Below are 25179 nucleotides of genomic sequence, written 5' to 3'. Positions count from 1 at the left end.
ATGACCGACACGCTTCGGCTGCGCCAGATCTGTCTGGTCGCTCCCAGCCTCGAACCGGTGGTGAGCGACATCGCGGCGATCATGGGGCTGCGGATCTGTTACCGCGACGGTAACGTCGCCAAATACGGCCTTGAGAACGCGCTGCTGCCGGTCGACACCACGCTCTTGGAAGTGGTGGCGCCGACACAGCCGGGCACCGCGGCCGGCCGCTTCATCGAACGAACCGGCGGCCGTGGCGGCTACATGGCGATTTTTTCCTGCGCCGATCCCGACGCGCGCGGGCGCGCCGCTGAGGCGCTCGGCGTCCGCATCGCCAACGTGATCGATCACGCGCCGTATCATGGCGTGCAACTGCATCCGCGCGATTGCCGCGCCGCTTTCATCGAGTTCAACCACACAGCGGGCAGCGACGACATCCTCGGCCCTTATCCGCCGGCCGGGCCCGACTGGCAGCAGGCGATCCGCAAGGATGTGACGCAGGCACTCGTCGCGGTCGAAATGCAAAGCCCCGATCCGCACGACCTCGCGCAGCATTGGGGCCGCATCGTCGGGATCCCGGCAACCACGGGCGCCAATGGCGACGCCGAGATCGTGTTAGTCAATTGCACATTTCACTTCGTCGAAGGCAGCCGTGACGCGATGACTGCACTGACGTTCAGGGTGAGCGACGTGACGCGCGTTCGTGAGGCCGCCCGGGCGAAGGGGCTCGAGATCTCCGGCGATTCTTTCGCGCTGGCCGGCGTCGACTTCCGGCTCGTCGCGTGACGCATCCGCTCGACTCGTTGTTTTCGCCGTCCAGTATTGCGATCATCGGGGCGTCGCGCGACCCGGTGAAGATTCCGGGCTTGCTGCTGAATTTCCTGCGCAAGAACGAATTTCCGGGCGAGATCTATCCGGTCAATCCCAACTATCCGGATATCGGCGGCTTGGCCTGCTATCCCTCGGTCGCGGCAATCGGCCGGCCGATCGATCTTGCGATCGTGATCATTCCGGCCCGCGCCGTCCTTGGCGCGCTACGCGAATGCGCCGATGCCAAGATACCGAATGCGGTGATCATTTCGTCGGGCTTCGGCGAGGAAGGCGGCGACGGCATCGCCATGCAGCAGGCGATCGCCGACTTCGCGCGCGCGACCGGGATGCGGATTTCGGGGCCGAACGCCGAAGGGTTTTTCAACGAGCCGAAGCAGATCGCCGCGACCTTCAGCCCGACCGTCGACGTCAAGCCGGATGCGCCGCGGCTGCTGGCGACGACGCGGCGGATCGGGATCGTCGCGCAGTCCGGCGGGATCGGCTTTGCGTTCTACAACCGCGCCCGTGCGCTGGGCATCGCGCTCAGCAACGTGATCTCGACCGGCAATGAATCCGATCTTGGCGCCGGCGAATGCCTCGACTACCTGGTGCAGGACCCCTCGACCGACGTGATCCTGCTGTTTGTCGAGGGCATTCGCGACACCGAGAAATTCCTGGCGGCGGCGCGGCGCGCCGCGGAAGCGGGCAAGCCGGTGATCGTCACCAAGGTCGGCCGCTCAGGCGCCGGCGAGCGCGCCGCGGCCTCGCACACCGCCAGCATGGCCGGATGGACCGCGGCCTATGACGCGGTGTTCGCCAAATACGGCTTCATTGTTTCCAACGATCTCGACGAAGCGGTCGCTATCGCCGCGGTGCTGACCACGTCGCCGCTGCCGCGGGGCGACCGGGTCGCGGTGGTCACGGTGTCGGGCGGCGCGGGAATCTGGGGCGCCGACGCAGTCTGCGCCCAGGGCCTGCAGGTGCCCGAACTCTCCGAGCCGTTGCAGGCGTCGATCCGCGCGCTGATTCCGTCCTACGGCTCTGCGCGCAATCCGGTCGACATCACCGCGCAGGCGGTGCACAGCGGCGGGCTGCAGAAGACCATCGACCTGCTCGACGCCTCCGATGAGATCGACATCATCCTGGTGGTGATCTCGCTGTCGAGCGAAACGAGGATGCCGTTCAAGGCTGCCGAGTTGACGCCGCTGATGGGCGCGCAGAACAAGCCGGTGGTGTTCTATTCCTACACGTTGCCGTCGAACTTCGCCCGCAAGGGCCTCGCCGAATCCGGCGTCGTAGTGCTGTCGGGTCTGACCCATATCGCCGTCGCGCTCCGTCAACTGGTGCAGCACAGCCGGTTCATTCTATCGGCGGAGCCCGAGATTTCGCCGTCAACGCCGCTCGATCTGTCGCGCCATTTGTCAGGCGGCGCGCTGTCCGAATACGACAGTAAGCGATTGCTGCGCGCCGCCGGCGTTGCGCTGCCGGACGAGATTCTTGTCGAGGAAAAGGCCGGGCTCACCGCCGCGATGGCCGGCGCGGACTTTCCGCTGGTGATGAAGATCCAGTCCCGCGACATTGCGCACAAGAGCGAGGTAGGTGGCGTACGCGTCAACATCGCAACCATGGAGCAGGCGCTGGCCGCTTACGACGCGCTGCTGGCAAATGCCAGCGCCCATCGGCCCAGCGCAGCGATCCAGGGCGTGCTGGTGGCGCCGATGGCGAGCAAGGGCGTCGAGATCATTATCGGTACCCTGCAGGACGTGACGTTCGGGCCGATGGTCATGGTCGGCCTCGGCGGCGTCATCACCGAGTTGTTCAAGGATGTGGTCTGGCGGCCGGCGCCGGTCAGCACGGCGGATGCGCGCGCGATGCTCGACGGGTTGAAAGCCGCGCCGCTGCTGCACGGCTTTCGCGGCGCGCCGAAAGCGGACGTCGGTGCGCTGGCGGAACTGATCGCGCAGATCTCGCAGCTCGCATCGACCGCTCGCGATCAGATTGCCGAGATCGAACTCAACCCGGTGCTGGTGCATCCGGTCGGCGAAGGCGTCACCATCGTCGACGCGCTGGTGGTGCTGACCACGACTGACCTTCAACGAAAATGACCTCATCCTGAGGAGCGGCCCTGTTGGGCCGCGTCTCGAAGGATGGGCCGCATGCTCTCATGGTTCGAGACGGCGCAACAGCGCCTCCTCACCATGAGGGCAGCCTCACCGTCCCTTGAAATTCGCGACGCGGCGTTCCTCGGTAGCCTTGACGCCTTCCTTGAAGTCGTCGGTGGCGCGCAGCCAGGTCTGTTCGGCGAGTTCGTGCTTGGTGGCGGCCATGACGCGGTCGGCGAGACCGCCGCGCATCGTCGCCCGCGTCGATAGCAGGCCGAGCGGCGAGCATTCGGCGATCTCGCGCGCGAGCTTCAGCGCCTCGGCGCGCACCTGGTTCTGCGGCACCAAAAGATTGGCGAGCCCGATCTTGAAGGCGTCCTCGCCGGTGAGACGGCGGCTGGTGTAGAACATCAGTTCGGCGTTGTTCTTGCCGACGAGTTCGGGCAGCGTCACGGTTAGGCCGAAGCCAGGATGAAAGCCGAGCTTGGTGAAATTCGCCGCGAACCGTGCCTCCGAACAGGTGACGCGAAAATCCGCCGACACCGCGAGCCCAAGTCCGCCGCCGATCGCGGCGCCTTGCACCGCGGCGACGATCGGCTTCTTGGCGCGGAAGATCCGCACCGCTTCCGTATAAAGGTGCCCGATCGAGCCGAGATTGTCGGCGGGATCGCCGCTCTTGGCGGCCGCCTCGGTTTCCTTGCGTTTCGGATCGCCGAAATCGGCGCCGGCGCAGAACGCCTTGCCTTCCGCGCACAGCACGGTGGCGCGGATTTCCGGATCGGCGTCGATCTCGTCGAGCGCATTGGCGATCTGCTGGATCAGCATGATGTCGAAAAAGTTGAACGGCGGCTTGCGGATCTCGATGATGGCGACGTGGCCATTGGTTTCGACGCCGATGTCTTTATAGCTGGTCATGGTCTCTCCGGTCATCATGTCGTTGAAAGTCGTGTCAGCCGCCGCGCGCTACCGCTACGACCGCGTTGCCGCGGCACTAGCGCAGGCCGAGTCCGCGCGCGATGATGCCGCGCAACACCTCGGTGGTGCCGCCCTGGATCGTCAGCTTCGGTGCGGTCTTGATCGCGAACGCCAATTGCTCGTCGAGGGTAGCGTGATTCGACGCATCCGAATCGACGAAGGCTGCGAGTTCCCGCACCCGATGCGGCAGCTGCTGTTCCCAGATCGTGCCGATGTCCTTGACGATAGAGGCTTCCACTACCGGCTCGCGGCCGGCTTGCAGCATGCCGGCGACCGATACCGACATCCGCCGCATGGTGTGCAGCTGCGCCACCAGCCGGCCGATGCCTTCGGCGCCACGGCTATCGGGATTCGGCCCCACCGCGCGGACTAGCTCAGTCAGCACGTAGTAGGTTTCCAGGAAGCGCTCCGGCCCGGAGCGTTCATAGGCGAGTTCGGAGGTCGCCTGCTTCCAGGCTCCGTCGATCTCGCCGAGCATGTGGTCGTCGGGAACGAACACGTCCTCGAACACCACCTCGTTGAATTCGTATAGGCCCGTCATCTGCGCGATCGGATTGACCTTGATTCCCGGGCTTTTCATGTCGACCAGGAATTGGGTCAGGCCGTGGCGGCGGTTTTCCTTGGTCGACGGCGAGGTCCGGAAGATCGCGATCATGTAGTCGGCGATATGCGCCGAGGTGGTCCATATCTTGCTGCCATTGATCAGGAAGCCGCCGTCGGTCTTGGTGGCCTTGGTCTTGGCGGCGAACAGGTCGGATCCGGAATTCGGTTCGCTCATGCCGATCGAGAAACACACCTCGCCGCGGCAGATCCGCGGCAGGATATCCATCTTGATATGCTCGGGGGCGTATTTCAGCAGCACCGGGCCGCTTTGCCGGTCGGCGACGAAGAAGCGGCGGGTCGGCGCGTTGGCGACCCGCATCTCCTCGGTCACCACGTAGCGCTCCAGAAAGCTGCGCTCGTGGCCGCCATATTTCTTCGGCCAGGTCATGCCGAGCCAGCCGCGCTCGCCGACCCGGCGGGAAAATTCCGGCGCGTCGGAGTCTTCGCGTTGCGGCTTGTGCGGATCGAAGGTGCCGGCGGCGATCTCGTCGGCGAGAAACGCGCGGACTTCCTGGCGCAGCACCTCGCATTCGGGCGGCAGGCGGATCGGATCGAAGCGAAGGGCTGCGGTCATGTTGGTCTCGTCCCTCTAGGCGTATCAGCGCGACGCCACCAGCGGCCACAATTCGTCGGCGCCGCGCGCCGCGACCAGTTTGCCGAGTTCAACGCCCCAATGGCTCTCGTGGCCGAAATCGTCGCGCCAGGCCAGCGCCCGCAAGCTGTAGCGATGCAGGATATGCTCCTGGGTGAAGCCGATCGCGCCGTGCACCTGATGGGCGATTGCGGCGCCCTTTTCGGCGGCTTCAGCGCAACGGATTTTCGCTGCGGCGGCTTCTAGAAACAGCGCGTCGTCGAACGCCTCCGCATTGGCGATGGCGTCGGCGGCCGAACTTGCGGCGGCCAGCGCCGCGGAAGTCTCGCCCGCGAGCTTCGCCAGATTGTGCTGCACCGCCTGGAATTTCGAAATCTTCTTCTCGAACGCGACGCGCTCGTTGGAATAGCGCACGCTGATCTCAAGCATCGATTCCAGCGCGCCGGCGATCTGCAGGCTGCGCGTCACCGCCCCCATCAGCATCAGCGCAGTCTGGTCGAAGCCGGCCGGCGCAGGCTTCAGCACCAGCGGCTTGGCGTTGTTGAAGATCACGGTGTCGGACGGATCGTCGGCGAGATTGAGCCCGGGATCGATCCGGCAGGACGCGATCGCGACCAGTGCGATCGCAATGCCATCGGCGCCGTGCGCCAGAACCGCGATGAATCGCGCGCCCTTGGCAAATGGAACGCCGCGCGCGCGACCCGACAGCGTGCCGTCGGCATTCAGCGCGATGCGATCCTTCGGATTGGCCGGCGCAACGGTCATGGTGTCGGAGGGCGAGGCGATCTTCGCTTGCGCCAGCAGCCAGCCCGCCAGCATGGTCTCGGCGAGCGGCACCGCCAGCGCGGAACGCCCGGCCGCGCTCAGCACGCCAAAACCTTCCGCGAGTGACGCGCCGGAGCCGTCGCAATCCTCCGGCACCCAGCTCAGCGGCAGCCCGGCCTCGGCCAGCGCATGCCACAGCGGACCCTTCCAGGCCCCGTCCTTGCTGCCGTTGATGGTCTGCGCGTCCGCGAGGTCCGCGAAAATTCGTTCCGCAGTCTCGGCGACAATATTCTCGCTCTCCGTCACCGCGTTCCCCGTTCGCACAAGCACATCTCATTCGGCAAATCGCTGCCGGGCATGGGGTGCTGCCATTGTTGTTGCGCGGCATGATGCGGAAAAGCTCTCGCGATGACAAGCGCCGTTGTCGGCAGATCGCCCTGCGGCGAGGGCATGCGGGCGCGGCCGGCGAGCGGCGTTCGCGCACTTATTCCGCAGTGCGGGCTTTGCCAAACTTGCTCTCGACTTCGCAGCGAATATGGTGGATTCCCGTCACGGCGAAGTCAGCTCGAAACAACACCGCAGGGAGTGCAGATGTCGAAGGACGGATTGTGTGTGATCGTCACCGGATCGGCGTCCGGCCTGGGTGCCGCCACCGCGGCAAGTCTGGCCAAGGATGGTGCGCGGATCGTCGTCAATTATTCGTCGAGCCAGAAGGAAGCCGAGCAGACCGCCGATTCCTGCCGCAGCGCGGGTGGTGAAGTGATCGTGGTGCAGGGCGACGTCTCCAAGGATGACGATTGCAAGCGGATCGTCGCGGCGGCGGCGCCATGGGGCCGGCTCGACGCGCTGATCAACAATGCCGGGACCACCAAGCATATGGCGCATGGCAATCTCGACGGGCTGTCGGCGGAGGATTTTCAGCGGCTGTTCGCGGTCAACACGATCGGACCGTTCCAGATGGTCCGCGCCGCGCGGGCGTTGCTGGAGGCCGGCGCCAATGCGTCGGGCCGCGCCTCGGCGGTGGTGAACGTCTCGTCGATCGCGGGCATCAGCGGCGTTGGGTCGTCGATCGCCTATGTGGCGAGCAAGGGGGCGCTGAATTCGATGACGCTGTCGCTGGCGCGCGCGCTGGCACCGCTGATCCGCGTCAACACGGTCTGCCCGGGCTATATCGATACGCCGTGGTTCACCAAGGGCCGCGGCGTCGAGGGGGCTAAGCAGGTTCGCGAAATGGTGACAGCGAAGGTGCCGCTCAAGGTCGCATCGACCGCCGAGGACGTCGCAGCGCTGGTGTGCTTCCTGGCAACGCCGCAATCGAGCAACATGACCGGCGAGCTGGTCCGGATGGATTCAGGATTGCATCTGGTGGGCTGAGCGTTCGGCGCGCGAGCGGTTGAATCCGTCATTGCGAGCGAAGCCAAGCAATCCGGGATACCGGGCGCTCGGCTCCTGGATTGCTTCGTCGCTTCGCTCGCAATGACGACTGAGAGGCTTACCTGTTACCGGGATCAGAGATCATCCGTCGGGCCACCAGCCGGTTCCAGATGAACAGCACGATCAGCGCGCCGAGCGTTGCGGTGATGAAGCCGGCACCCTGATTCGGGCCGTAATGCCCGATCGCCTGGCCGATGAAGGTAGCGAGGAACGCCCCGGCAATCCCCAGCATGGTGGTCAGCAGGAAACCGGCGGGATTGTTCGGGCCGGGAGAAATCAGTCGCGCAATGATGCCCGCGACGAAGCCGACGAGGATGATCCAGAGAATGCCACTCATGGCGGTCGTCCTTTCCTGAGATTGCGGCAATCAGCAACGAATTCGGACGTGAATCAGATCCAGCGCGACGCCTCGCTTTCGGTCGGCAACCGGCCATCCGGCGTCAGCCGATCGATGACTTCCGGGAGTTGCTGGCTGAGGCCCTCGAACAGCTCCTCGCGCGACAGGCCGGTCTGCGACGTCAGCATCTCGATCTGATCCGCGCCCAGCGCGTTCGCCAGATCGTTTGGCGCGATCTGCCGATTCGGCCCGGGACCCACCCATGAATTGGCGGTGTCGCCGTGGCCGCTCTGCTGGAACTGCTTGAGCAGATCGCCGAGCCCGCCGCTCAGAATGCTGCCCGCGGCGCCGCCCGCGAGCAAGCCGCCGAGGCCGCCCTTCAGCAGATCGCCTAGACCGCCGCTGCCGGGCAACCCGGCATTCACCGGAGGTGGCATCGGCATCGGCCGGTTGCCGGCCGGGCCGGGTGCCGGCTGGCCGCCGCTATTGATGTGTTTGTAGGCCTTGTAGGCAAGCAGTGCGAGGATCGCCATTGTGATCTTCGACATCCCGCCGCTCTTGTCGTTGGGGTCCGCCGGACCGCGCGGGCCGTTCTGCATGCCGTTGAGTATGTCGAGCAAGCCCATCTTCATCTCCCTGAGGACACCAGCCGGCGAAAACATAGGGCTGGCATATGACGTTTACAAGGCGCACTCCGGGCCGCGGTATTCAGGATGGGAATCCGACCTCTGCCCTGCTAATCACCAGACCCAGAACCAGCGCGGGTGAAGAATGAACGACAGCGGGACTATCAGTGTCGCCGGCGCCGGCAGCATCGGCTGTTTCGTCGGTGGAATGCTGGCCGGCGCGGGTCGCGATGTCGCACTGCTGGCGCGCCCGCGGGTGATTGCCGAGGTCGAAAGTCACGGGCTGCGGCTGACCAGTTTCGAGGGGCTCGATCGGCTGATCGCGCCGGATCAAGTGAAGTTCTCCGATGACCCCGCGATGCTGCGCGACGCCGCGATCGTGCTGGTCACGGTCAAGAGCGCCGACACCGCCGAGATCGCCGAGGCAATTGCGCGGCACGCGCCAGGCGACGCCGTCGTCATCAGTCTGCAAAACGGTATTGGTAATGTCGCCGCGCTGCGTGCGCGGCTACCGGGACGCAACGTGCTGGCGGGCATGGTGCCGTTCAATGTCGTGGCCATGGGCGAGGGTCGTTATCACCGCTCCACCTCTGGCGATATCATTGTCGAACGCGACAAGGCCGACACCGCCGCACGCCTCAGCGTGCCCGGCCTGGCGATGCGGCTATCGGACGATATCGTCGGCGTGCAATGGGGCAAGCTGCTGGTCAATCTGAACAATGCGCTCAACGCGCTGTCCGGCCTGCCGCTGCGCGATCAACTCGCGCAGCGATCCTGGCGGCGGCTGTTCGCCGATCAGATGGCCGAGGGGCTGGCGGCGATCAAGGCGGAAGGCATTAGGCCGGTGGCGGCGACGCCGCTGCCGCCCGGCTGGACCCCGCATCTGCTGCGGTTGCCGGATGGTCTGTTCAACCTTCTGCTCGGCGGCACGATGAAGATCGATCGCAATGCGCGATCGTCGATGTGGGAAGATCTGCAGCGCGGCCGCCGCACCGAGATCGACTATCTGCAGGGTGTGATCGTCGAGATTGCCCGGCGGCGGGGGCTGCGTGCCCCGCTGTCGGAACGCGTGGTAACGCTGATCAGGGCAGCCGAGGCTGCCGGCAAAGGTTCTCCCGGGTTGACGCCGCAGGAGATCGGGGGCGCGCGCGATTAGCTGCTGATCCGGGCGTCGCTGAAGTGCCCGCGCCGGGCGCACTGATAGCGCTGTTGATTGCGTCGCGAGCCCACGCCAGGCGACCGCCCGCGCAAGGCCGCCGGACTAGCGATCGGCCGGTTGCTCTGATATGAATTGTCTCGATCGCCCGCGGCTGCCGCGGGTCTCCGGTCCCGTAGCTCAGCCGGATAGAGCGACGGTTTCTGAAAATATTACTTCATACCAGGTTGTTGAATTGGAATGAGTTTTACCATAGGCGGGCGCCAGTAAACTCAGAGCGAATCAGATTTTGCGGTCGAAGACCTGTCCGACTGGTCTCTTGTCTTGGCAAGGGTGCACTCTTGAAACGTCCGAAACCTCCCCGTCGAAACTCAAAGCCCGTAGTTGAGGACGAATTGGTCCTTTCCCAGGTGTCTAGCGGGGCCATAGTCGGCGAGCTTCAAGTCGGTCACACGGTCGATGGTGAGTTTGGCGAAATACTGGAGAGCCCAGATCTTCACCCTGCGGGCGATGCCGTTCACATGCTTGGCCGTTCGAGAGACTTGGCCCATCACCGGCACATTCGGTGAAGGCCTTCCTGTAACGTCGGCGAATTGATCGGTTCGCGTCGTCTCGCCTCACCCTCCAGCCGGTAACAGAGGTCCTCGGCAAACCTTCGGGCCTCGAATTCATCGGCCGTCTTGATCGACTTGACGATGAAGCCCTGGACGGCCGGGATCATCAGCCTGACCGTCCATTTTGGATTTTGGTGGTCGGCTCTATTGTTGGGCACGAACCGGCCGTCCCCCTTAGGTCATGAGATTCCCTGTAGTGACTATGAATCGGAGCTAAAGGTCAAAGGCCGAAAAACCAGTCGAGCGAATCGAAGGTAAATCGGTATTCTGAAAACAGACGGGCCGTTGAATGAAACTCCTAGGCGAGATGAGCTGCGGCTACGTGCGCGCAGCTGTCTGAAAATCAAACAGATTCAGGGGAAACGAATTGGCATTACTGCCACATCCGGACCCTGACCAGGGAACTACGAACCGTCTCTCTGAACAGCTGATGCCGGCGAAGAAAACTCAAATTCCCGAAGTTGCGGTGCAGCATCCTCGAGATCGTCGGCGACGCGCAGATAGTCCTGACAGGTACCGAGCCAGACTGCTATGGTCGGTTATTGCAAATAAGAATTGTTGGAGGGGAGATGCCAATAGGATCCCTGAGCCCTTTCCTAATTGCGCGCAGGGTGTTGGTTGCTGCGTTCGCAGCAACAATGCTGATGAGCTTTCCGATTGCACCCGCGCTCGCTCTCAGCAAGGAAGCTGCAATGGCAAAATGCCGATCGACTGTTGGAAAGCCGATCGTCATGGACTGCCTGCGTGGTGGAGGAGGAGGTATTGAAGCGTGCCGAGGACGAGCATTCCCCCGTGTGAAGGCATGTGTCATGGCGGCGCTGAATGCCGCAAATGGTCGTGACAATGTCCCAATGGCAATTCCGAAAGACTCGGCTTCCGGCTCCAGTCCAGAATCAGCTTCTGCCGCGTCGCTCGTTGCGCCGCCGCGAACGATCGCTGACATCACGGTAATATTGGACGGCGAAAAGCCTGACGAAAGAGAAATCGAGCAACGCAAAGCTGAAGCCAACGTGCTGCCAATTGGCGGCGAGTCACGCGACGAATTGGCAAAACTCTATTTCAAGCGCGGGAGTGCTCGTGCTCAACTTGGTCGAACAGCCGAAGCGATCGCAGACGCCAATAAAGCGCTTGAGGTCGGTCGTGGGGTGATGGACCCCAGAATGTTGGCGGCAGTGACGCAATTCGCCGCGCTCCAATACTCAGTTGCGGGAGATCCGAAGAAAGCGTTAGAAATTCACCAGCGCAACGTTCGAGAATCCGGCCAAGATGCCAAAGGTTATCAGTTCAGTACTAACCGATTGATTGCGCAAATTCTGCTGCGGATGGGTGATGTTTCACAGGCTGAGGCCGTCATTCGGCGGAGCCAAGCACTGATAAAGGAGGCGCGAACGAGCGGCCTTCCGGGCTGGCGAAAGAGCTATGACCGATTTGGCCAGGCATGGGAGTCCGATGTTGAACTTGGGCAAGCCATGATCGCCGAAGCGCGAGGTCGGTTCAAAGAAGCTGAAAATTCCTACAAAGTCGTCGAACAGCGCAAACGCGCCAGTATGAAGGCGATGCTCAGTTTGGATCGACCTCCCCCCGAAACCGTGCTGCTCCAAGCGATCGACATTAACATTCTGAGCCAAGCGCGTGTTGAGGCACGTCAAGGGCGCCTTGCAGAAGCGGAGGTCGATGCACGACGCGCATTATTGTCGCGACTACGCGACAGAGGGAAGTATAATCCTGCTACGCCAGGGTTTATCTCCGGGCTGGCGGCTGTTCTGTTGGAACAAGGTCGATATCCAGAGGCGGAGAAGCTCATTCGTGCGGCTCTCGACGTAAATCGCGAAATTGGCGTTCCGCAGACGTCTCCTTCGAATGCGAGTCTGCTCTTGCAACTTGGGGGGGTCTTGAACCTCCAGCGCAAACAGCGCGAAGCCGCCGATGTGTATGTGGAGATGGATAAGATACTGGCGGATTGGGAGCCTCAACGTCGGCAGTATTTCGATTTGAACGGCTCGCGAATCCTCACATTGCTGTCATCCGGACAGATCAAAGCCGGTCTTGATGCGGCCGAAAGGCTGGTCCGCGTCCAAGTCGAGCGCGTCGGCGAGAATCATTTCGACGCTGCTGCGGCTCGCGGTCTCTTGGCGGTAGGATTGATGCAGGCTGGCCGCGATACTGACGCGATCCGTGAGTTCAGGGGAGCAATTCCGATCCTGCTGTCGGTAGCGCGGGAAAGCGCCGACGACGATGACGCAACGGTGGTTGCGGCCCGTGGTCAGCGCTTGCAGGCGGTGGTCGAGGCCTATTTTGCGCTTCTGGCGCGCGACAAAACGCAGGCTCCCGAAGCGGTGGCGCGTGAGACGTTTGCTCTCGCGGACACGCTCCGCGGTCGATCCGTACAGCAGGCGCTCGTGGCCTCAAGCGTACGCGGGGCAGCTAGCGATCCGGCTCTCGCAGACGTTGTGCGACGAGAACAGGATCTCGGCAAGCAAATCAATGCCCAACTTGGCGTGTTGAACAACGTTCTATCTCTGCCTTCGAGCGAACGCGACGAAAAGGGCGTCTTAGAACTGAATAAATCGCTCGGTGCCTTGCGGAGTGCGCGCGACAAATTTCGGCAGGAGATCGGTCAGCGGTTCCCAGCATATGCAGATCTCGTGTCCCCAAAGTCTCCATCTATCGATGATGTCAGAGCGACACTAAAAGAAGGCGAAGCTCTGCTCTCGTTCTATTTTGGTCAGAACGACGGCTTCCTCTGGGCAGTCCCAAAGACCGGTTCTGTGGCCTTCGCAACCATCGGAGCGACAGGGGGGGACATCGAGAGCAGAATCCGCAAGCTGCGGGAGGCGCTTGAACCAGAAGCGGCAATGATCTCCGATATTCCTCCCTTTGATCTTTCGCTTGCGCATGAGCTTTATTCGATCCTTCTGAAGCCGGTTGAAGGTGCGTGGAAATCAGCCAAATCGTTGATCGTAGTCACCAATGGTGCTCTTGGGCTGCTCCCATTGTCGTTGCTTCCGACAGAGCCCTTCGAGCTTCCAGCGGCGGACGAGCCGCTGTTCTCGTCCTACCGGAACGTCGCCTGGCTAGCACGAACCCACACGGTGACGTCTGTCCCGTCCGTAACGGCGCTTCGAACGCTGCGCCAGCTTCCAGCTGGAAACCCCGACAGAGGAAGTTTGGTTGCATTCGGCGACCCTTACTTCAGCAAGGCTCAATTCGATGAGGCAACAGCACCGGCTGCAGGCGTAATCGTCGCTGACGCCTCGACCACCGTCATGCGTGGATTGCCCTTGCAGCGGAGGAGCAGCCCGAAGCTCGATGGAGTCAATAGCGCCGATTTGGCCATGTTGCCGCGATTGCCGGACACGGCCGAGGAATTGAGATCGATTGCGGCAGCGTTGGAGGCAGATCCAACTAAAGCGCTCAATCTCGGAAAGAATGCGAATGAGAAACTCGTCAAGACCATGAGCCTGTCGGGGTTCAAGGTGCTCGCATTTGCCACGCACGGGTTGGTTCCTGGAGAACTGAACGGTCTCAATCAACCTGCGCTGGCGCTGTCATCTCCTGAGGTGACGGGGGATGAAGGTGATGGCCTTTTGACAATGGAAGAAATTCTCGGGCTTAAGCTCGATGCCGACTGGATCGTCCTGTCGGCATGTAACACGGGCACTGGTGCCGGGGCTGGAGCCGAAGCCGCTTCGGGGCTCGGTCGCGCATTCTTCTACGCAGGTACCCGAGCGCTATTGGTCACGAACTGGTCGGTTCATTCGCAATCGGCCCGTCAGTTGGTTACCGACCTGTTCAAGCGTCAGTATGACAACCCTAGGCTGTCTCGAGGCGAGGCGCTTCGGCAGGCAATGATGGCGCTGGCCGATGGGCCAGGCCACTTGGGAGCAGGAGGAAAGACGGCGTTTGCCTACGCGCATCCGCTATTTTGGGCGCCATATACCATCATCGGAGATGGAGGTGATCGATGATGGTAGCGAGTTGAAAGGCTTTCAAAGGCACTGCGTTCCTAATTGACGCAAGTCGGTCCACTTTCGCGAAACGTCAGAGAGAGAAGTGATTGATGCCGTTGCCAAGCTTTCGAATACGACGCAAACTGTTGTTTGCCTCGCTCACGACCGCTCTGGTCGTTTCCGTTGCGTCTGCCTTATCGTTCGTTGAGCCAGCATTGGGTGAAGACGGTGTGCTTCAGCTCGCCGGCTCGGGCTCATTTCGCGAGATGCTGCTCGATGGGCCGCCAGCCTCTTGGCGCGGTGGGGTAGTGGGCGCGTCGATCGTTGGGCTTCGCTATCAGTCGCAGGCGACCGAGTTCAATCCAAAAAGTGTCCGGGTGCTGCTGGGTTCTGCGCAAGGCGCCAAGGATTTTCTTTGCGTCCGTTACATTTCGCGGGATGGGCGTTACTCCGCCGAAGCGCGCTACAAGCTGGTGCCCGGGGCCGGAGGGGAGCCGGTACTGGAAACCAAGACAGCCTACGAAAAGCTTTTGACCGCTTACAAATCCTCAGACATTGCGATATCGGCGCGTAGCGCTACGTCATGCGACAATCTGAAAGACGGCACGCTGTTTGCCATCGACGTTGGGGGGAGCCGGCAACGCCAACTCGTGGTGCTAATGAACGGCGGAAACGCGCGAATTCGTGCTCAGTTGGGGCAGAATAGTAAGGCCTTGACCCAACCAGTTCTGTGCGAATTGGTGGCGGACCAAGTCCGGGTTGGTTTCACCCAGGAGTGCCGAATTGATCTTCCGCCGGACATCTTGGCGGGAGCCTACCAACTGTCAATCGGCGAAACCGCATCGACCGGAGAAATCGCTGTCAAGACCCATCCTCTCATGCTCTACGGTGTGGTCGGTTCCACCAAATGAGAATTTGGCAGCACCGCGCCAAAACAAATCCACCGGACGATGCGAGGCGGTTTGTTTTGCTGTTCCGGATCGCGGCCATTTTTCCGATCGTGGCGGGCTCGATGTTTCTGCTCTACTTCATGCCGTCGGTACCTTCCATTGCTGTGCTAAGCGCAACGGTGGAATCGATGAGCTTTAAGGTCGTTGTTCCAGAAATGGCCCGTCTTTCGCTACGAGGCTATGCGCTTTCCTTCGAGGCGCCGGCGACAGATCTAGGATTTGGGACCCAAGATCGCGTCCTCAAATCCAAGACTACCTCCCGCGCGCTATGCCTCGAAGGCGTGATTACGCCTGAGCCCGGAACTAACGTCACGTATGAGAGATTCGGATCCGATCCGGTCGCGATAGAGCTGCGGCGCGATGACGGAAAAGCAATTGGTGCTTTCGATATCTCCAAAGGGATTGTTCCGGAAACGCTTCAGAAAGCGACTTGGATTAGGCTTGTCGCTCCCAAAGACGATGATGACGATGACAAGAGCAAAAAGGCCTGTCCTGGCAAGGCATTGACGCGCTTACCCGTCCACGGACTGGCGGACATCGGCTCCGAGATCAGGCCATGGACGAGCGGCGAAAGACCGAGCTTTGGGACCCTGCTTGAAGGAACGATCGATATCTTCGCCCGTGCCATCCCCGTTCCGTTCACGCGCCGCGAGCCCCGGATTTATCCTGCGACCTCTTCCTCAATCACGGTGCCTCCCGGCTCGCGCGTGACCCTCGGTGGTCCACAGGAAGGCCGGGCTCCGTGGGTCGGCTTTGCCCTCCCGAACGCGTCGAACTCATTTGGTCTCGACGTCCGCGTGACCACCGAAGCCAAGAGTATCGCTTTCATTCGCCCAGGGGGAGGCCTTGAACCCGAAGTTCTGTCGATCGGTTTGTTTACTCAATTGGCGAACGATCCGACGCTGGTTACAGGGCAGGTGGTTATCGCCGTGTTCTTTTCGGTGTTTCAGATTTTGGGCTCGGCCGCGTCCTGGGTAGCTGCGCGGCGGACAACCCGAACTACGGATGATCCGGATTTCAAACCTTTCGAGCGGAAGTCAGTGACGCTTCCAGCTGAATAGTTGTTATCTTGGTATTTTTTCTACAAGTACAAGACACTCTCGCCATGTGTTCGATTTGGGAGTTGGTGTGGCCAGGGAATTCTCGCGATCCTAATAGACGATTCTGAGAAATTTGAGCTGACGAATTTGACGCCCGACAAATCAACTGGTTAAAGGAGAAGCCACCATGATTGCACGAGCTTTCTTAGTTATTCTGTCGATATGCTCATCTTCGGTTGCATTTGCCGAAGACTGCCGACAATTGCCTGCCGGTCCCGCGCGCTTTTCGTGCGTCAGTCGAAACCATCCGCAAGCCGCCGCAAAAATGCAACGATGCAAGCGGCAAGGACAGCAAATGGGATTAGCTCCAGGAAAAGCCGGAGGTCTCCAAGGCTACGTGCAGTCCTGCATGCAGCGTGGCCAACAGTAGCGAAGTTGGTCTCAACGCCAGGTTGAGCCGAGGGTGTCCCAATTCCCCGCACGGTCTGACTGCCTGAATTCGCCCTCACTTATGGTGACGTTGCCCCCGCGGCCCAATCCAGGATGAAGTTCGCTCTGGCCCAAGACGAGGACCAGAGCATGAAGCGCGGCCGCTTTTCGGAAGAGCGGATCATCGGGATTTTGAAGGAGCATGAAGTCGGGCGCTTCGGTCGCCGATCCGTACCGCAAGTAAAGCGTCAGTGACGCCAACTTCTACAAATGGAAGGTGAAGCTCGGCGGCACGATGAAGATCGATCGCAATGCGCGATCGTCGATGTGGGAAGATCTGCAGCGCGGCCGCCGCACCGAGATCGACTATCTGCAGGGTGTGATCGTCGAGATTGCCCGGCGGCGGGGGCTGCGTGCCCCGTTGCCGGCGGCGGGGGCTGCGTGCCCCGTTGTCGGAACGCGTGGTAACGCCGATCAGGGCAGCCGAGGCCGCCGGCAAAGGTTCTCCCGGGTTGACGCCGCAGCAGATCAGGGGCGCGCGCGATTAGCTGCTGATCCGGGCGTCGGCGATCGCCTTCTTGAACAATGCGGTCATTGCGTCCGAGATGCCGTCGGTTGGGCTGACCTCGAAATACAATCCGGGGGACGCGCAGCTCTGCATATTGTTGGCGATCTCGCTGTTCGGCGAGGGCCCGTAAGGCCCGGTATTGAACGGCGCGATCCAACTATTGTACCAGGCGTTGGTCGGCAGCGCGAGATAGGTCGTATAGAGCACGGCGATCTTGATGCCGCGGTTCTTGATTGTCGTGCACAGCGCGGGATTGATCGGCGACTGGCAACGCGCGCCATTGGTAGGCTTGAGACAGGATGCATTTTGTTCGTCGGCGACGCCGTCGGACACGAAGAACAGATATTTCAGCGGTGCAGCCGAAGTGCCCGCGCCGGGCGCACTGATCGCGCTGTTGATTGCGGGAAGGATGGCGGTGAAGCCGGTGTCCTGGTCGTTGTTGTCGTTCTGGCCGTTCACCGTCATCAAGTCGATGTTGCCGGCCGCCGCTTTGGCGCTGCTTAGGCTGCCCGACAGCGAGAACAAGTTCCTCAGTCCCGCGCTCTGCGCCGAGGCGCCGAAGTCGTAAATCGCCATCCTGAACTGGTTGTTGTAGGTCTCCGTCGCGGCGGCGGTGTCCATCAATTGCGCGGTGGCGTCGCGCAGCACGTCGATCCGGGTCGTGACCTTCAGCTGCTTGGCCAGCTTGTAGTAGTTCTTGTTGTCGTTGAGGTCGTGGCAGGCAAATGCGCAAGCGTCGGGGGTGTTGTTGACCATGATGGCGACGTCGTCCGGCGTCGCGCCGACACCCATCGACGGCGAATTGTCGAGCAGCAGATAGAAGTCGATGTAATTCGGCATCGACGCGGTCGAGGTCGAGCTGCCGCCGACGGTCAGGTTGGGCTTGCCGATTACGCCGAGGAAGGTGGTCGGAACGGTGGCCGAGAACTGGACCGTCGAGGTCACCGCTCCCGATGCTTTGGCGACCGTCGCAGTCACGCTGTTCAGGGTGAAACCGGACTCGCCTGACAGGTTGCCATTGAAGATCGTGGTGGCGTCGGTTGCCCCGGCCGCGATCGGCCCGTCGGTGGTCATTGCGCCGGCGGCGACGAAGGCAGGCGCGGTTTTGGCGACCGCGCCGACGCTGGCGGCATCCGCCGCGGCCTGCAGCTTGCCGCGGATCTGTGCCGCCCGGCTGTAATCGACGGCGCAACCGATCGCCGATAACACGGGTAGCAGCGCGAACGCGAAAACCACCGCGATGTTGCCGCGCGCGTCGCGACGGAAGCGGTCGAGGTGACGAGTGAATAAGGTTGGCACGGCAACGCCCCTAGGGTCGGGATTGAGCGATGCTAGTCAGGGCCACTTAAGAAACATCTAAATCGATATCGCAGATGTTGCGGTATCGGTTGCGCCTCCGGGGCGTCGCGAGCCCAAGCCAGGCGACAGCGCCCGCGCGGCCGCCGGACTAGCGATCGGCCGGTTGCTCTGATATGAATTGTCTCGAGCGCCCGCGGTTGCCGCGGGTCTCCGGTCCCGTAGCTCAGCCGGATAGAGCGACGGTTTCCTAAACCGTAGGTCGCATGTTCGAGTCATGCCGGGATCGCCAGCGCTCAAACAGCGTTTCAGCAATTGCATCAAGCCTTTTCGCTGTGCTCGAACGGTTCGGAGTGGCCAATGGATGCTCCGCGCGCGATCGCGTGGCTCGACCGACCTTCGAAGCCTTCTTCACACTTGCAAGCAGGCAGGATTCAACTGGAAATCTGCTGGTCCCTAAACCGGCCTGCCGCAAAATCCGGCGATGCCCGGGGACCGGCGCGGGGCGCTGTCGATGCGCCAATACCAGCATGGTGAACCCGCTTCCCAGGCGGTGAATGTCGGCCGCGTCCGGGTTCGCGCGGCGCCGTCGGTCTTGACCACCCCATTCAGTTTGTGCGACGATGTTCACAAATGTGAACACGAGCCGCGGCGTATCCCCCGCGATGCCGGGTCGTCATACGGGAGGATCGAATGGTTCGCGCAGGTCAAGCCTTGGCTGCTCTTGGATTGTGGCTAGCCTCGCTCGGCGCAGCGAATGCCGCCGAGCCGGTTCGGCTGCGGGTCGCCGATTCCTTCCCGAAGGGTCATTATCTGGTCACGCTGCTGCTCGATCCGTGGATGGAGCAGGTCAAACAGCGCACCAACGGTGCGGTGGCGTTCGATTATTATCCGGCCCAGCAGCTTGGCAAGGCCACCGACATGCTGAAGCTCACGCAGACCGGCGTGGTCGACATCGGTTACGTCGCGCCGGGCTATGCGTCCGACAAGATGCCAGTCTCCGAAGTGGCGATGCTGCCGGGCGCGTTCGACAATGCCTGCCAGGGCACGCTGGCGTATTGGAAACTGGCGCGCCAGGGTATCATTGCCGACCAGGATTATGCCGGCAACAAGATCCGCCTGCTGATGGTGGTGGTCCTGCCGCAATATCGGATCCTGACGGTGAAAGCGCCGATCCACGAGGTCGCCGACGTCTCCGGCCTAAAACTGCGCTCCACCGGCGGTGCGCAGGATCTGACGTTGCGGGCGATCGGCGCGGTGCCGGTGCGGATGGCCGCGCCCGACGCCTATGAATCGCTGTCGCGCGGCACCATGGACGGTCTGCTGTTTCCGCTCGAAAGCGTAGTCGCCTACGGTACCGACAAGTTGGTGAAATACTCCACCGACGGCATCGGCTTCGGCAGCTTTGTCGTCGCCTATTCGATCAGCGACGCCGCCTGGACCAAGCTTACCCCCGACGTGCAGAAGGCGATGGTCGACGCCGCGGAAGAACTGGTGCCGGCCGGCTGCAAGGCGGTCGAAAAATCCGAGGCCGATACCAAGACCAAGCTGGAAGCCGTCGGCGTCAAGTTCGAAGCGCTGCAGCCCGAAGCCAAGGCGAAATTCGGTGGCCTGATGAAGGGTGTCGCAAAGTCCTGGGCCGATGGCCTGGACGGTCGTGGCAAGCACGGCGGTGACGCACTCAAGCAGTTCGATGAGCTGGTCGCCACGATACCTGCGAAATAGTTTCGCCGATCATTCCAGTTCAACAGCGGCGCGCGGTCAGCGCACCCGAAGGAGGTCGATGTGATTGTCGCGCTGCTCAAGGCGGTCGACGCGATCGAAAGGGTCGCCTCGGCAATCGTCGCGGTGTTCATGTTCGCCATCATGGTGATCGTGTTCAGCGACGTGGTGATGCGCTACGCCTTCAACCGGCCGTTCTCCTGGGCCTACGACCTGATCGCATTGTATCTGATGGCCGGGGTGTTCTTCCTGATCCTGTCGGAGGCCTACGCCAGGAACGCCCATGTCAGCGTCGACATTTTGCAGCAGCGATTTTCGCCGACCATGATCCGGGTCACCGAGATCGTCACCTGCCTGGTCGGCATCGTGGTGTTCTCGCTGATCGGCTGGCTCGGCCTGTTGCGGACGATCGAAGCCTTCAATGCCGGCGACGTGATGGCCGGGGCGATTCCATGGCCGATGTGGCCGTCGATCGGGCTGGTGCCATTCGGCGCCGGTCTGCTGACCCTTCGGCTCGTGCTGCACGGTCTGGCGCACGTCGCTTCGCTCGTCACCGGCCGCAGCCTGATCGATCTGCCGGCCTCGCACGCCACCAGCACGGAAACCTACGAATGATCCTCACCCTTGCCATGGTGGTGCTGTTCGCGCTGCTCGCGATCGGCACCCCGGTCGGCTTCGCGATGGCCGGTTCCGGCGTGCTCGGCCTGTATCTGATCGGCGGCATGTCGATGCTGTCCGGCATCCTGCAGACCGCGCCGTTGTCCTCGGTCACCTCCTACGAGCTGATCACAATCCCGATGTTCCTGCTGATGGCGGAGTTCGTGCTGGTCTCCGGCATCGCCGACGATCTGTTCCGCGCCACCGCCGCCTGGGTCGGCCGCGTCCCCGGCGGCCTCGGCATGGCGACGGCTTTGGCTGGCGCCGGCTTCGGCGCGATCTGCGGCACCAGCACCGCCTCGGCGGCGACGCTGTCGGCGACCAGCCTTCCCGCCATGCTGAAGCAGGGCTATGAGCCGAAAATGGCCGCCGGCGTGGTGGCGATTTCCGGCACGCTGGCGATGCTGATCCCGCCCTCGGTGGCGCTGGTGATCTACGGTCTGCTCGCCGAGGTCAATATCGGCGCGCTGCTGGTCGGCGGCGTGATTCCCGGCATCCTCGTCACCATCACCATCATGGCGACGGTGTGGTTCCTGGCCTGGCAGGATCCGTCCCGCGCGCCCGCCGCGCCCGCGGTGCCGCTCCGGGAAAAATTCCGGATGCTCAAGGTGGTCGGCCCGATGCTGCTGCTGTTCGGCATGGTCACCGGCGTGATCTATTCGGGCATCGCGACGCCGACCGAGGCGTCGTCGCTCGGCGCCTTCGGCGCGTTCTGCCTCGCGATCTGGAAGGGCAAGATCAATCCGGAAAGCCTGCGCTCGGCGCTACTGCGCTCCGCGCACGGCACCTGCATGATCGCGATGATCCTGCTCGGCGCCTCGATCTTCGGCTACTTCTTCACCCTGACCCAGGTGACGCAGAACCTCGTCGCTTTCGTAGGCGGACTCGACATGCCGCGCTGGATCATCCTGGTGCTGATCCTGTTCGGCTACATCATCCTCGGCTCGTTCATGGACCAGATCGCGATCCTGGTGCTGACGGTTCCGATCGTGCTGCCGCTGATCAAGTCGCTCGGCTACGACCCGCTGTGGTTCGGCGTCATCAAGATCGTCACCGCGGAGGTCGGCATGATCACGCCGCCGGTCGGGTTGAACTGTTTCGTGGTGGCGCGCTATTCCGGCCGGCCGGTCGCCGAAGTCTTCCAGGGCGTATTCCCGCATTTCGTCGCGCATCTGATCGCGATCGCCATCCTGGTGGTGTGGCCGCAGATCATCCTGTGGCTGCCGGTGAAAATGGGCTACTGACTATCAAAACAATATCCAGGGAGACCCTCATGAAGCGCCGTCTGCTCACATCAACTGCCGCCGCGTCGCTGCTGGCAATCCTGGCGCAGCCCGCGCTGGCCGAGAAGATCACGCTGCGGCTCGCCGACAGTCTGCCGAACGGCCACGTGATCCATGAACTGGTAGGCAAGCCGTTCACCGAACTGGTCACCAAGATGACCAACGGCGACGTTACCTTCCAGCATTTCCCGGCCGAGCAGCTCGGCAAGGCCAAGGACATGGCGCAGCTCACCGTCGCCGGCGTCGCCGATCTCGCCTATATCGTGCCCTCCTATGCGTCCGACAAATATCCGCTCACAGCGGTCAGCGAACTGCCCGGCCTGTACGATACCGAATGCCAGGGGTCGCTGGCGTTCTACAAGCTGTCGCACAATGGCGGCATCCTGGAGACCAAGGAGTTCGCGCCCAATCAGCTGCGTCCGCTGGTGACCATTGCACTGCCCGCCTACCAGATCCAGCTCGCCAACAGCCGCGCCATCACCAGCGCCAAGGATCTCGAAGGGCTGAAGATCCGCACCGCCGGCGGCGCGATGGATTTGATGATGCGCTCGATCAACGGCGTGCCGGTGCGGATGGCGGCGCCGGAAATCTACGAATCGCTGAGCCGCGGCACGCTCGACGGCGTCATCCTCTCGTATCAGAGCGCGGTGTCCTACGACCTCGGCAAGCAGCTGAAGTCCGGCACCGAGGGGCTGAATTTCGGCACCGCGCTGATCACCTATTCGATCGGCGACACCAAGTGGAAGTCGCTGCCGGAATCCGTCCGCAAGGCGCTGGCCGACGCCGGCGAACAGATCACCAGGGAATCCTGCAAGCGCTTCGAGGACGGCGAGAAGGCCGCTGCCGACAAGATCAAGGCGCAGGGCATGAAGGTGATCAATTTCGGTCCCGCCGACAAGGCGATCTTCGCCGACGCCTTCGCGAAGGTGTCGGACGACTGGGCCAAGGAACTCGACAAGCGCGGCAAGCCGGGCACCGAAGTGTTCAAAGCGTTCACTGCAGCCGTCGCCGCGAGCAAATGACGACGGCTCCGGATGCGGCCGGCGTCCGCGCCGGTCCGCTCGCGGGCGTCCGCGTCATCGATATGACCAGCGTCATGATGGGGCCTTACGCCACCATGATTCTCGGCGACTACGGCGCCGACATCATCAAGGTCGAGAGCCCCGACGGCGACGTGATGCGCTACGCCGCGCCGATGAAGCATCCGCTGATGGGCGCAATGTATCTGCAGGGCAACCGCAACAAGCGCTCGATCGCGCTGGAACTGAAGCAGCCGGGCGGCCGCGACGCGCTGCTGCGGCTCGCCGCCACCGCCGACGTCTTCGTCCACAATGTCCGCCCGGCGGCGATGCGCCGGCTGCAACTCTCCGCCGACGACCTGCTCGCGCGCAATCCGCGGCTGGTCTATGCCAGCCTGCACGGCTTCGGCGAGACCGGCCCCTATGCGGGCCGCCCGGCCTATGACGATCTGATCCAGGGCATGACCGCACTGCCGGCGCTGACCGGACAGATCACCGGCGAGCCGCGCTACTCGCCCGCCACCATGGCGGACCGCATCGTCGGGCTGAACGCCACCCACGCGATTCTCGCCGCCCTGTTGCATCGCGACCGCAGCGGCGAGGGCCAGGCGATCGAGATCCCGATGTTCGAGACCATGGCGCAATTCGTGCTCGGCGATCACATGGCCGGGCGCAGCTTCGAACCGCCGATCGGGCCCGCGGGCTACTCGCGCCTGCTGTCGCCGGATCGCCGGCCGTACCGCACCAGCGACGGCTATCTCTGCGCGCTGGTCTACACCGACAAGCATTGGGATGTGTTTTTCGATGCCGTCGGCCTGCACGACGTCGAGGCCCGCGATCCGCGGCTGAAGGATATCTCGGCGCGGACCCGCAACTACGATTTCGTCTATCAGTGGTTTTCTGAAATGATGCAGAGCCGCAGTAGCGCGGAGTGGATGGCATTGTTCGAGGCCGCCGACATTCCGTTCGCGCCGATGCACGATCTCGACGCGCTGATCGACGATCCGCATCTCGCCGCGGTCGGGCTGATCCAGACCATCGAGCATCCGACCGAAGGCCCGCTCCGCGTCGCCGGCCCGGCCGCGACCTGGAGCAAGACCCCGCCCTCGATTCGCCGTGCCCCGCCCCGGCTCGGCGAACACGGCGCCGAGATTCTGCGCGAACAGGGCTTTTCGGAGTCCGAGATCGACGCGCTGACACAGAGCGGCGCTCTGCGTTAAATGCGCGCGTCATTCCGGGGCGCGCGCGGCGCCAGCCGCGTGCGAACCCGGAATCTTGCTATGCGGGAATGCACCCGTGTCTGTGGCGAGATTCCGGGTTCGCTCGAGCTGCGCTCTCGCGCCCCGGAATGACGGACTTCTGTGGAGGCGGCTCTGATTGCCCCGATAGGAGACTACCCGCGGCTTTCCGCCACCGCCAGGATCTTCACAGCGGCGCGCAGATGCGGCTTGTCGATCATCTTGCCGTCGACCTTGACGGCGCCGGAGTTCGGGTTGTCGGCGAACGCCTGCACGATCTTGCGCGACCAGGCGATTTCCTCGGGCGTCGGCATGAAGGCGGCGTTGACGACGTCGACATGCTTGGGATGGATCACCGCCTTGGCGAGGAAACCGTCCTGCCGCGCCGCGATAGCCTCGTCCTTCAGCGCCGCCAGATCATCGATGTCGGTGGCGATGGTGTCGATCGCCACCACGCCGGCCGCCGCGGCCGCGATCAGGCAGAGATCGCGCGCCAGCAGGAACGGGCCATGATAGCGGTTGCCGGTGCGGTTGCGCGAGGCGCCGAGCGAGGCGGCGAGATCCTCGGCGCCCCACATCAGTCCCCACAATCGCGGGCTGGCGCCACCGAAGTCGAACAGTTTGGTCACCGCATAGGCGGTCTCGGTCGCCACCACGACGATTCGGGTCGAACCTTGGTCGAGCCCGGACGCCGCCTCGAAGGCGTCGAGATACAGCGCCAGATGGTTGACGTCGGCGGCGCCGGCGCATTTCGGCAGCACGATGCCGTCGGGACGCCCCGGCATCACCGCGGCGAGATCGCCGAGCGTCAGCCCGGTGTCGAGCGCGTTGACCCGGATGTAGATCTTTTGCGCGACGTTGCGATTGTCGAGCATCTGCCTTGTGATGCCTCGCGCGGCGACCTTCTGGTCCGGCACCACCGAATCCTCGAGGTCGAGAATCAGCGCGTCGGCAGCGGTCTTCTTGGCGCTGTCGAATTTCCGGACGCTGTCGCCGGGAACGAACAGGAATGATCTCATCGTGCTATGCCTTCG

The 25179-nt window shown here is 62.8% G+C and carries 19 protein-coding genes, 1 tRNA gene and 1 pseudogene; 14 read left to right on the top strand and 7 right to left on the bottom strand.

Annotation, left to right across the window (positions count from 1 at the left end; all coding sequences use genetic code 11):
* Together HXX15_RS06710 and HXX15_RS06705 are read left to right on the top strand one after the other, a co-directional pair.
* On the top strand, positions 1–765 hold the full coding sequence (locus HXX15_RS06710) for a hypothetical protein (RefSeq protein ID WP_296513965.1): 765 nt from the start codon (positions 1–3) through the stop codon (positions 763–765).
* Positions 762–2894, top strand: coding sequence for an acetate--CoA ligase family protein (locus HXX15_RS06705; RefSeq protein ID WP_296513963.1), 2133 nt, complete (start codon positions 762–764; stop codon positions 2892–2894). Before HXX15_RS06710 ends, HXX15_RS06705 begins: the two co-directional genes overlap by 4 nt.
* A 105-nt stretch (positions 2895–2999) precedes the next feature.
* On the opposite strand, the gene HXX15_RS06700 is transcribed toward HXX15_RS06705, so the two are convergent.
* From HXX15_RS06700 to HXX15_RS06690, 3 genes are all read right to left on the bottom strand, one after another.
* Positions 3000–3806 (bottom strand): enoyl-CoA hydratase/isomerase family protein, encoded by an 807-nt coding sequence (locus tag HXX15_RS06700; RefSeq protein WP_296513961.1) that lies wholly within the window; start codon positions 3804–3806, stop codon positions 3000–3002.
* 76 nt (positions 3807–3882) lie between these two features.
* Complete coding sequence (locus HXX15_RS06695; RefSeq protein WP_296513960.1) at positions 3883–5043, bottom strand: acyl-CoA dehydrogenase family protein; 1161 nt, start codon at positions 5041–5043, stop codon at positions 3883–3885.
* 24 nt (positions 5044–5067) lie between these two features.
* A complete protein-coding gene (locus HXX15_RS06690) occupies positions 5068–6132 on the bottom strand; it encodes an acyl-CoA dehydrogenase family protein (protein WP_296513958.1) in 1065 nt (354 codons plus the stop codon).
* Positions 6133–6417: 285 nt separating this feature from the next.
* Between HXX15_RS06690 and HXX15_RS06685 the strand changes: the two genes are divergently transcribed.
* Complete coding sequence (locus HXX15_RS06685; protein WP_296513956.1) at positions 6418–7200, top strand: SDR family oxidoreductase; 783 nt, start codon at positions 6418–6420, stop codon at positions 7198–7200.
* A 118-nt stretch (positions 7201–7318) separates the two neighbouring features.
* Here HXX15_RS06685 and HXX15_RS06680 read toward each other — a convergent pair whose 3' ends face one another.
* Both HXX15_RS06680 and HXX15_RS06675 read right to left on the bottom strand, forming a co-directional pair.
* Positions 7319–7597 carry a GlsB/YeaQ/YmgE family stress response membrane protein gene (locus HXX15_RS06680; protein WP_296513954.1) on the bottom strand — a complete coding sequence of 93 codons (279 nt, stop codon included), beginning with the start codon at positions 7595–7597 and terminating at the stop codon, positions 7319–7321.
* A gap of 53 nt (positions 7598–7650) precedes the next feature.
* On the bottom strand, positions 7651–8223 hold the full coding sequence (locus tag HXX15_RS06675) for a YidB family protein (RefSeq protein ID WP_296513952.1): 573 nt from the start codon (positions 8221–8223) through the stop codon (positions 7651–7653).
* 145 nt (positions 8224–8368) lie between these two features.
* On the opposite strand from HXX15_RS06675, the gene HXX15_RS06670 reads away from it, so the two are divergent.
* The 5 genes and pseudogenes from HXX15_RS06670 to HXX15_RS06650 all read left to right on the top strand — a co-directional run.
* Entirely contained in the window at positions 8369–9379 is a 1011-nt protein-coding gene (locus tag HXX15_RS06670) for a 2-dehydropantoate 2-reductase (RefSeq protein WP_296513950.1), read from the top strand.
* 1252 nt (positions 9380–10631) lie between these two features.
* Positions 10632–13961 (top strand): CHAT domain-containing protein, encoded by a 3330-nt coding sequence (locus HXX15_RS06665; RefSeq protein ID WP_296513947.1) that lies wholly within the window; start codon positions 10632–10634, stop codon positions 13959–13961.
* A gap of 92 nt (positions 13962–14053) precedes the next feature.
* The gene (locus HXX15_RS06660; RefSeq protein WP_296513945.1) at positions 14054–14854 is read left to right on the top strand and encodes a hypothetical protein; all 801 of its coding nucleotides are present in this window, start codon (positions 14054–14056) and stop codon (positions 14852–14854) included.
* Positions 14851–15954, top strand: a complete 1104-nt coding sequence (locus HXX15_RS06655; RefSeq protein ID WP_296513944.1) for a hypothetical protein — start codon at positions 14851–14853, stop codon at positions 15952–15954. The genes HXX15_RS06660 and HXX15_RS06655 overlap by 4 nt, the downstream gene beginning before the upstream one ends.
* A gap of 691 nt (positions 15955–16645) precedes the next feature.
* Positions 16646–16910: pseudogene (locus HXX15_RS06650) on the top strand (ketopantoate reductase C-terminal domain-containing protein); the annotation flags it as partial.
* On the opposite strand, the gene HXX15_RS06645 reads toward HXX15_RS06650, so the two are convergent.
* Complete coding sequence (locus HXX15_RS06645; protein WP_296513942.1) at positions 16907–18229, bottom strand: pilus assembly protein TadG-related protein; 1323 nt, start codon at positions 18227–18229, stop codon at positions 16907–16909. The pseudogene HXX15_RS06650 and the gene HXX15_RS06645 overlap by 4 nt on opposite strands.
* 212 nt (positions 18230–18441) lie before the next feature.
* Between HXX15_RS06645 and HXX15_RS06640 the strand changes: the two genes are divergently transcribed.
* The 6 genes from HXX15_RS06640 to HXX15_RS06615 all read left to right on the top strand — a co-directional run bounded on the left by HXX15_RS06640 (position 18442) and on the right by HXX15_RS06615 (position 24127).
* A tRNA-Arg gene (locus HXX15_RS06640) sits at positions 18442–18518 on the top strand.
* Between the two features lie 401 nt (positions 18519–18919).
* Positions 18920–19951, top strand: coding sequence for a TRAP transporter substrate-binding protein DctP (gene dctP, locus HXX15_RS06635; RefSeq protein WP_296513940.1), 1032 nt, complete (start codon positions 18920–18922; stop codon positions 19949–19951).
* Positions 19952–20011: 60 nt separating this feature from the next.
* Positions 20012–20563, top strand: coding sequence for a TRAP transporter small permease (locus HXX15_RS06630; protein WP_296513938.1), 552 nt, complete (start codon positions 20012–20014; stop codon positions 20561–20563).
* Positions 20560–21849 carry a TRAP transporter large permease gene (locus tag HXX15_RS06625; RefSeq protein WP_296513936.1) on the top strand — a complete coding sequence of 430 codons (1290 nt, stop codon included), beginning with the start codon at positions 20560–20562 and terminating at the stop codon, positions 21847–21849. Before HXX15_RS06630 ends, HXX15_RS06625 begins: the two co-directional genes overlap by 4 nt.
* A gap of 29 nt (positions 21850–21878) precedes the next feature.
* Positions 21879–22910: a TRAP transporter substrate-binding protein DctP gene (gene dctP / locus HXX15_RS06620; RefSeq protein ID WP_296513934.1), complete on the top strand. Its 1032-nt coding sequence runs from the start codon at positions 21879–21881 to the stop codon at positions 22908–22910.
* Positions 22907–24127 carry a CoA transferase gene (locus HXX15_RS06615; RefSeq protein WP_296513932.1) on the top strand — a complete coding sequence of 407 codons (1221 nt, stop codon included), beginning with the start codon at positions 22907–22909 and terminating at the stop codon, positions 24125–24127. The genes dctP (HXX15_RS06620) and HXX15_RS06615 overlap by 4 nt, the downstream gene beginning before the upstream one ends.
* A 173-nt stretch (positions 24128–24300) precedes the next feature.
* Here the strand turns inward: HXX15_RS06615 and HXX15_RS06610 are convergent, their stop codons facing one another.
* Positions 24301–25164 carry a CoA ester lyase gene (locus HXX15_RS06610; RefSeq protein WP_296513929.1) on the bottom strand — a complete coding sequence of 288 codons (864 nt, stop codon included), beginning with the start codon at positions 25162–25164 and terminating at the stop codon, positions 24301–24303.
* Positions 25165–25179 lie beyond the last annotated feature (15 nt).

The organism is Rhodopseudomonas sp. (genome assembly GCF_013377015.1).
Classification (GTDB): domain Bacteria; phylum Pseudomonadota; class Alphaproteobacteria; order Rhizobiales; family Xanthobacteraceae; genus JARJEH01.
The sequence above is the reverse complement of the archived record's forward strand: the minus strand, read 5'-3'. Positions and strand labels throughout refer to the sequence as shown.

Excerpts from the sequence above, each read along its gene's own strand:
- HXX15_RS06710 (WP_296513965.1), top strand. The coding sequence starts at position 1 with ATGACCGACACGCTTCGGCTGCGCCAGATCTGTCTGGTCGCTCCCAGC.
- HXX15_RS06700 (WP_296513961.1), bottom strand. The coding sequence starts at position 3,806 with ATGACCAGCTATAAAGACATCGGCGTCGAAACCAATGGCCACGTCGCC.
- HXX15_RS06695 (WP_296513960.1), bottom strand. The coding sequence starts at position 5,043 with ATGACCGCAGCCCTTCGCTTCGATCCGATCCGCCTGCCGCCCGAATGC.
- HXX15_RS06685 (WP_296513956.1), top strand. The coding sequence starts at position 6,418 with ATGTCGAAGGACGGATTGTGTGTGATCGTCACCGGATCGGCGTCCGGC.
- HXX15_RS06680 (WP_296513954.1), bottom strand. The coding sequence starts at position 7,597 with ATGAGTGGCATTCTCTGGATCATCCTCGTCGGCTTCGTCGCGGGCATC.
- HXX15_RS06675 (WP_296513952.1), bottom strand. The coding sequence starts at position 8,223 with ATGGGCTTGCTCGACATACTCAACGGCATGCAGAACGGCCCGCGCGGT.
- HXX15_RS06670 (WP_296513950.1), top strand. The coding sequence starts at position 8,369 with ATGAACGACAGCGGGACTATCAGTGTCGCCGGCGCCGGCAGCATCGGC.
- HXX15_RS06665 (WP_296513947.1), top strand. The coding sequence starts at position 10,632 with ATGCTGATGAGCTTTCCGATTGCACCCGCGCTCGCTCTCAGCAAGGAA.
- HXX15_RS06660 (WP_296513945.1), top strand. The coding sequence starts at position 14,054 with ATGCCGTTGCCAAGCTTTCGAATACGACGCAAACTGTTGTTTGCCTCG.
- HXX15_RS06655 (WP_296513944.1), top strand. The coding sequence starts at position 14,851 with ATGAGAATTTGGCAGCACCGCGCCAAAACAAATCCACCGGACGATGCG.
- dctP (WP_296513940.1), top strand. The coding sequence starts at position 18,920 with ATGGTTCGCGCAGGTCAAGCCTTGGCTGCTCTTGGATTGTGGCTAGCC.
- HXX15_RS06625 (WP_296513936.1), top strand. The coding sequence starts at position 20,560 with ATGATCCTCACCCTTGCCATGGTGGTGCTGTTCGCGCTGCTCGCGATC.
- dctP (WP_296513934.1), top strand. The coding sequence starts at position 21,879 with ATGAAGCGCCGTCTGCTCACATCAACTGCCGCCGCGTCGCTGCTGGCA.
- HXX15_RS06615 (WP_296513932.1), top strand. The coding sequence starts at position 22,907 with ATGACGACGGCTCCGGATGCGGCCGGCGTCCGCGCCGGTCCGCTCGCG.
- HXX15_RS06610 (WP_296513929.1), bottom strand. The coding sequence starts at position 25,164 with ATGAGATCATTCCTGTTCGTTCCCGGCGACAGCGTCCGGAAATTCGAC.